This is a genomic window from Mesorhizobium silamurunense (assembly GCF_014843825.1).
Classification (GTDB): domain Bacteria; phylum Pseudomonadota; class Alphaproteobacteria; order Rhizobiales; family Rhizobiaceae; genus Mesorhizobium; species Mesorhizobium silamurunense.
In genome coordinates, this window is sequence record NZ_JHQR01000264.1 from 1 (window position 1) to 6,206 (window position 6,206).

Sequence of the window (6,206 nt, forward strand, 5' to 3'; positions counted from 1 at the left end):
GATCCCGGCCCGACCCAGCCGGCGCCCTTGCCGCCGAACAGCGCCGCGCTGAGAACGGCCGCGATGGTCGAATTGCCGACACCGAGATCGCCCAGGCAAAGAAGGTCGGCGCCGCCCGCGACCGCTTCCATGCCGAAGGCCATCGTGGCGGCGCAGCCGCGCTCGTCGAGCGCCGCTTCTTCCGTGATGTCGCCGGTCGGAATGTCCAGCGCCAGGTCGAAGACCTTCAGGCCGAGATCGTTGGCGATGCAGATCTGGTTGATCGCCGCACCTCCGGCAGCGCAGAGTTCAACGGCATTGGCGGTCGCCGAAACCGGCCGCGGCGAGATGCCATGCCTCACAGCGCCGTGATTGCCGGCGAAGATCGCCACAAGCGGCCGGTTGACGGCCGGCGGCGCGCGCCCGCTCCAGGCGGCGAGCCAGGCCGCGATGTCCTCGATCCGGCCCAGCGAGGCTTTCGGCTTGTCGGCCCGCGCGAACAGCGCGCGGACGCGGGTTTCGGCGGTTGCGTCCGCCGGCGGCAGTGTGGCCAGCAGAGTGCGGAAATCATCGAAAGGCTTTGCGGTCATGTCGGATGCGGTCTCTTTGCAGGAATAGGCAGCGGCATAGCCGCCTTGACCGCCCGGCACAACCGCCCGGCAATGCCGCGAAAGCGCCGATCGGCGGCGCATTGCGAAGGGCTTGCATTGGCTTTGCGGTTGCACCATGTGGAGTGAAGGCAAGAGAACAGCATGACCGCCATCGAGTCTCCCTGCATACTCGTCTGCTCGATCGACATGAAAACCGGCTTCTGTTTCGGCTGCGGCCGCACGCGCGATGAGATCGCCGGCTGGATCGCGATGACGCCGGTAATCCGGCGTGCGGTCATGGCCGAATTGCCGGCGCGGCTGGAGACGGTCGAACGCCGGCCCCGCCGCGAGACGCGGCGCGCCCGCATGGCGCGCGAGCGCGATATACTGTGAGAAAGGGCTGGCCGTGAGAAAGGGTTGGCCATGAACCGCCTGTTCTGGATCGTCATGCTGGTGATCGGCGCCGGGCTGATCCTGCTGATGATGAACGATTCCGCCGGCCGCACCTTCGGCATCGAGAACCACGATTTCAGCCGGCTGATCTGGGTTGGTGTCCTGGTAGCGGTGATCGGCGCCAGCCTCGTCCGCTCGGGCCGGCCACTCGGAGACATGGCGCGCAATTTCGGCGTCTGGGCGGCAATAGTGCTGGCGCTGATCGCCGGCTACCAATATCGCTACGAGCTTCAGGACGTTGCCAGCCGCGTCACGGCCGGCCTTGTTCCGGGAAGTCCGCTGGCGCTCGGGGTGGACAATGGCCGCGCCACCGTGACGCTCGACAAGGCCGACAATGGCCATTTCGAGGCCCGAATTCTCGTCAACGGCAGGCCGGTGCGCACGGTGGTCGACACCGGCGCGACCAGCACGGTGCTGACGGCGGAGGACGCCCAGGCGGCCGGCTTCAACCCGGCGACGCTGAGCTACACCGTGGACGTTTCGACCGCCAACGGCATGGCGCGCGCCGCTACGGCCAGGACCAACGAGATGGCGATCGGCGGGATCGTGCGCAAGGATATGCCGGTGATGATCGCAGCGCCGGGCATGCTCGAGCAAAGCCTGCTCGGCATGAACTTCATCAGCTCGCTGTCGGGCTTCGACGTGCGCGGCGACCGCATGATCCTTAGGGACTAGCTGCTCGACAAGGCGTCAGGCTGCTTCGGCCTCCGCCGTGAAATCTATTGCCGCGAACGCCGTTTCCAGCACTTCCGGCCCGGCGCCGGGCTTGTTGGCATCGGTGGACAGAATCTGCCGGTAGCGGCGCGCGCCGGGAAGGCCATGGAACAGCCCGACCATATGGCGCGTGACATGACCGAGCCGCCCGCCCTTCTCGATGTGACGCGCGGCATAGCCGGCCATTGCATCCATGAGCGCCGCGTACTCGAAAGCGACCTGCGCCTCGCCGTAAAATGCGGCATCGATCCCGGTGAGAATGCCGGGCGTATGATAGGCCGCGCGGCCGAGCATGGCGCCGTCGACATGGCCGAGATGGCTCGAGACCTCGTCGAGCGATTGAATGCCGCCATTGATGCCGATGAATTGGTTCGGCTTCCTGGCCTTGAGCCGGTAGACGCGCGGATAGTCGAGCGGCGGGATCTCGCGATTTTCCTTGGGGCTCAGCCCCTCCAGCCACGCCTTGCGGGCGTGCACCCAGAGCGCATCGGCGCCGGACGCCAGTACGCCGTCGGCGAGCGCGTCGAGAGCGGGCTCAGGGTCCTGGTCATCGACGCCGATGCGGCATTTGACCGTGACCGGGATCTTCACCGCCGCCTTCATCGCCGCGACGCAGTCCGCGACCAGCATCGGCGCCTTCATCAGGCAGGCCCCGAACGTGCCCGACTGGACGCGGTCGGAGGGGCAGCCGACATTGAGGTTGATCTCGTCGTAGCCGAACGCCTCGCCGATCACCGCCGCTTCGGCAAGCTTTCGCGGATCCGAGCCGCCAAGCTGTAGCGCGACCGGATGCTCGGCATCGTCGAATCCAAGCAGCCGCTCGCGTGTGCCATGGATGACGGCGTCGGCCACAACCATCTCGGTGTAGAGCAGCGCGCGGCGTGTCAGCTGGCGGTGGAAGAACCGGCAATGCCGGTCCGTCCAATCCATCATTGGTGCTATAGCAAGCAGTGGTTGCATCGCCTTTTGGGTTCTTTCCGCCGCACTATTATCCACATTTGGTAGATGCGGGACCGTGATATTCTCTTTTAGTTTCATATAGTTCGAATGAACAGGGACAAAGGTCCCAGGATCGGTTGGACCATTTCCTCTTCACATTTTTTATAATAAAGCAACGGTCCGATTTTAACTTTCCACAAATAAGAGTAAACTTTTCGTGCTCATGTTCTGAGCGGGAGGCGTACAGGCAGTCAATGCCTGTTGAAGAGGGGCGGGGTTGAGTATGCCCTCATCATTGATCCTTGGTGCCCGCCGTTGGTGGGTTACCGATGCGCGCAGGACGCATCCCCCTAGAATTGCCTGACGGGGCAAGGAGCGGAGGATCAGCGGCGGCTCCTCCCAACCCCCTCTACCCCTAAAGCCAACTCACTAATCAAATTTGGTTTTTACGGAAATGCGTGGCGTTGACGCAAGTCAACGGAGTGGCGTTTTTTACGGATGGGGTTCGTATGTCGACATTAGTTGTCGCGGACCCGCGTGGGGTTTATCTCGCGGGGTTGGGGTGGGTGTTGCGTAAGGCCGGACACGATGTTGTCGCCGAGTGCCAACGCGTCGTTGATGTTGTCCGTCATGTCGAGCGCCATCGGCCCGATATCGCTATTGTTGGTCTGGATATTGCGGACCCGGAATCGGCCAGCCTTTCCGCCAGGTTGAGAGCCACGCACAGCGGCCTCGGCATCATCTTCATCCTGCAGCCCAATGGCGCTCTCGACGTTGAGGGAATACGGGCGCTCGACGTCGACGGACTCCTGCTCGACGGAATCAGCAATCGCTTTCTTCTCGATTGCGTCAATGCGGTGGCCAGCGGCAAGAAGTGGATCGATAACAAAATCGTCCAGCATCTCCTGATGCCACGGACGCAACCCCAGGCGACCTCCAGACTTACGGGGCGCGAAACCGAAATCGCCGACCTCGTCTCGCGCGGCCTGCGCAACAAGACCATTGCCCAGCAGTTGCATGTGTCCGAAGGCACGGTGAAGATGCACCTGCATCATGTCTACACCAAGCTCAACCTCGGCAGCCGCGCGGAATTGGCCTGGGCGGCGCACCGCAAGGGCACCCGCCAGACGGCAACAGATCTCATCTGATTCCCTTCTCGGGCTCACCGGCTCATCAAGCCACCGTTGGGGCCCTCCCCGGCGATCCGCTCCCGGACCCCTAATCTAATGCATGTCGCCCAGAAGTGCGCAGCGGTTCTGGGGCAACGATATGCATCAAATGAAAGACTTAAAGCGCGTCGCCTGAGTCCGATCCAGCGCGACGCGCTTTAACGCCTGGGCTTGGGCAAGTCGACAATATCGAACGATATACACCGTTCGATCAGGTAGGCCATTCATCGAAATACTATCCAACCGGAAATGGACGCGCCCCCTTCGCCGACGGAACAATAGAGGGTCAAGGCCGCATTCAGTGCGCGATCTTCCTTACCTGGAGGACCGCAGGAGCACCTCAAGGGGGAATTTCAGCGGCCGTTCAAGCGATTGGGGAGCACGGCAATGACGATCAGCTCTATCTCAACGACGAGGTCGTCACCGCCACCATAGGACCGCAAACCGACGACTGCGGCGGCGGCCCTATCGGCACCGATGTGGCGTACTCCACTCTGCCGGCTTAGTTCCGGACCTATCTTGAGACGACTCTCGGACTGAACTCCGCATTCCTGACCAGCATCGGCGTCGAGACCGCCGAACGGCAGGTTCTCCGGCGACGGCGGGCGCCTTCCCCGCCACACCACAAGTTTCCCCGTTCGCGGCACCTTTGAGAGGAGCAGACAATGGCACTGACCATCAATGTTTTCGGAAGCACGAGAATCGACGAATCTACTGGCTTGCAGGATGGTGACGTCGCGCTAGCCGCCGTGCCGTCGAATGTCTCGACCGCATTCAGCAACGCGGGAGTCAACCTCGCGAACGCAATTCAAGTCGCAGGCGGAGGGGGCGATGATCTCACCGTCACGCCTGACTCTGGCTTTACCGTCAATGGCCTCGGCTTCGTCGATCCGACCAACGGTGCGCTCGATGGGGACGCCAGCGGGCTTTTCACCCTCGAGGGCAGAGAGATCTTCCTCTACGCCGACCCCAACAACGACAACGTCGTCCTCGGCCGGGAGGGCACCGCCGGAGGGTTGGCGGATCCGAGCGGCTCCATCGTATTTGCGGTCTACGTCGAAGAGACCACAACCAATTCCCTAATCACCGGCGGCAAGTTCTGGATCGCACTCTTCGAGCCGCTGAAGCACCCGGACACCACCAACGATTTCGATTTCACTGTCAATCTCGACAATAAGCTCAAGGTCGCGGCGACCCAGCAAACGACCTTCTCCTTCGACAATGCGCCATCGGGCGCCAACGAGTTCATGATGTTCGGCAACAACCCCGCGGGCGTCAGCACCTCGGGCATCGTGGTGACCGGGCGTGCCCCCGACCCGAACACCGAGGACAATGACCATACTGGCGACACGGTCACCAGCAGCCAGGCCGGACCCCACGCGACTGTTGGAGTGAACGGCCAGCATCTCGGGCCGGGCAATGGCCTAAGTTTCACTTTCGTCGACAATCCGGCCGAAGATTTCACGGTAGCCCCACAACAAGATCCGCACTTGCCCCAAGGTCTCGACTCAACGGAGGCCGACCACGAAAGCAACATCCAGTTTAGCGGCTATACCTCAGGCGTCACCGCGGCCTCGTTCACGGTCGCCCAGGTCAACCCGACCGGTAACTCAGTCACAGTCAAGATTACCGCCTTCAATGATCCAAACGGCGCTGCGGGCGAAACAGGTACAGGTTTTGTCGAGGGATTTGCTGATGACGTTACGGTCAACATCACAGAGGTCAAGATCAATGGCGCTGTGGTCGCTGCAAACCTCAGCGGCGATACGGCGGTCATCTCGGGTGTCAAGAACGGGGATGTTGTCTCCTACACCACCACCAGCGCCCACACTCGGGTGCTGATCGAAAACGTCCAACCGACGAAGGGGCCGGGTTCGAACATCACCCTCGACATCGGCGGATTCACGATCTTGAGCAGCACGGGCGCGAGCGAGTTTGCCGGCACGCAACTCCAGTTCGACGATGACGGGCCGTCGATCACCGCGGTCGCGAGCACGGCATCGGTGCGCCACGACGAGACGCCCGGGGTGCAGGCCGACACCGATGTCGACGGCTCGGCATTCGCCTTCGGTTCGACGACGATCGCGTCGCTGTTCACCAACGTGCCGTCGCCTGGCGACGATCCGGATGTGGCGGGCACCGGCGCAATCGGCTTCGCCCGCAGCACCGCTTCGCTGCTGACCGTTACGGGCAGCGCCGGGGCCGATGGGCCGGCGGCGCAGGAACTCAGCTATGCGTTAAGCGTCGCCGACGGCACCGACTCGGGGGTCGAGACCACAGCGGGCACCAAGATCTTCATGTACAACGGCACCGGCGCGGCCGCGGGCTTGATCCTCGGCAGGGTCGGCAACGAGATTGCGGG

Annotated in this window: 6 protein-coding genes; 4 read left to right on the forward strand and 2 right to left on the reverse strand. The window is 62.8% G+C overall.

What is annotated here, in order from left to right; all coding sequences use genetic code 11:
• Positions 1 to 569: nicotinate-nucleotide--dimethylbenzimidazole phosphoribosyltransferase (locus DH10_RS27385; protein ID WP_192385568.1), on the reverse strand; the 569-nt coding region annotated here is incomplete at its 3' end.
• 162 nt (positions 570 to 731) lie between these two features.
• On the opposite strand from DH10_RS27385, the gene DH10_RS27390 reads away from it, so the two are divergent.
• Positions 732 to 962 (forward strand): DUF1289 domain-containing protein, encoded by a 231-nt coding sequence (locus DH10_RS27390; protein ID WP_192245156.1) that lies wholly within the window; start codon positions 732 to 734, stop codon positions 960 to 962.
• A 30-nt stretch (positions 963 to 992) separates the two neighbouring features.
• Positions 993 to 1,697 (forward strand): TIGR02281 family clan AA aspartic protease, encoded by a 705-nt coding sequence (locus DH10_RS27395; RefSeq protein WP_192245158.1) that lies wholly within the window; start codon positions 993 to 995, stop codon positions 1,695 to 1,697.
• A gap of 15 nt (positions 1,698 to 1,712) precedes the next feature.
• Here DH10_RS27395 and dusA read toward each other — a convergent pair whose 3' ends face one another.
• Complete coding sequence (gene dusA, locus DH10_RS27400; RefSeq protein ID WP_192385569.1) at positions 1,713 to 2,774, reverse strand: tRNA dihydrouridine(20/20a) synthase DusA; 1,062 nt, start codon at positions 2,772 to 2,774, stop codon at positions 1,713 to 1,715.
• A 365-nt stretch (positions 2,775 to 3,139) separates the two neighbouring features.
• Between dusA and DH10_RS27405 the strand changes: the two genes are divergently transcribed.
• Positions 3,140 to 3,823 (forward strand): LuxR C-terminal-related transcriptional regulator, encoded by a 684-nt coding sequence (locus DH10_RS27405; RefSeq protein WP_246811654.1) that lies wholly within the window; start codon positions 3,140 to 3,142, stop codon positions 3,821 to 3,823.
• A 686-nt stretch (positions 3,824 to 4,509) separates the two neighbouring features.
• The coding region (locus tag DH10_RS27410; protein WP_210327861.1) for a hypothetical protein at positions 4,510 to 6,206 on the forward strand (1,697 nt) is incomplete at its 3' end.

Coding starts and splice junctions, on each gene's coding strand:
- dusA (WP_192385569.1), bottom strand. CDS start 2,774: ATGAAACTAAAAGAGAATATCACGGTCCCGCATCTACCAAATGTGGAT.
- DH10_RS27390 (WP_192245156.1), top strand. CDS start 732: ATGACCGCCATCGAGTCTCCCTGCATACTCGTCTGCTCGATCGACATG.
- DH10_RS27395 (WP_192245158.1), top strand. CDS start 993: ATGAACCGCCTGTTCTGGATCGTCATGCTGGTGATCGGCGCCGGGCTG.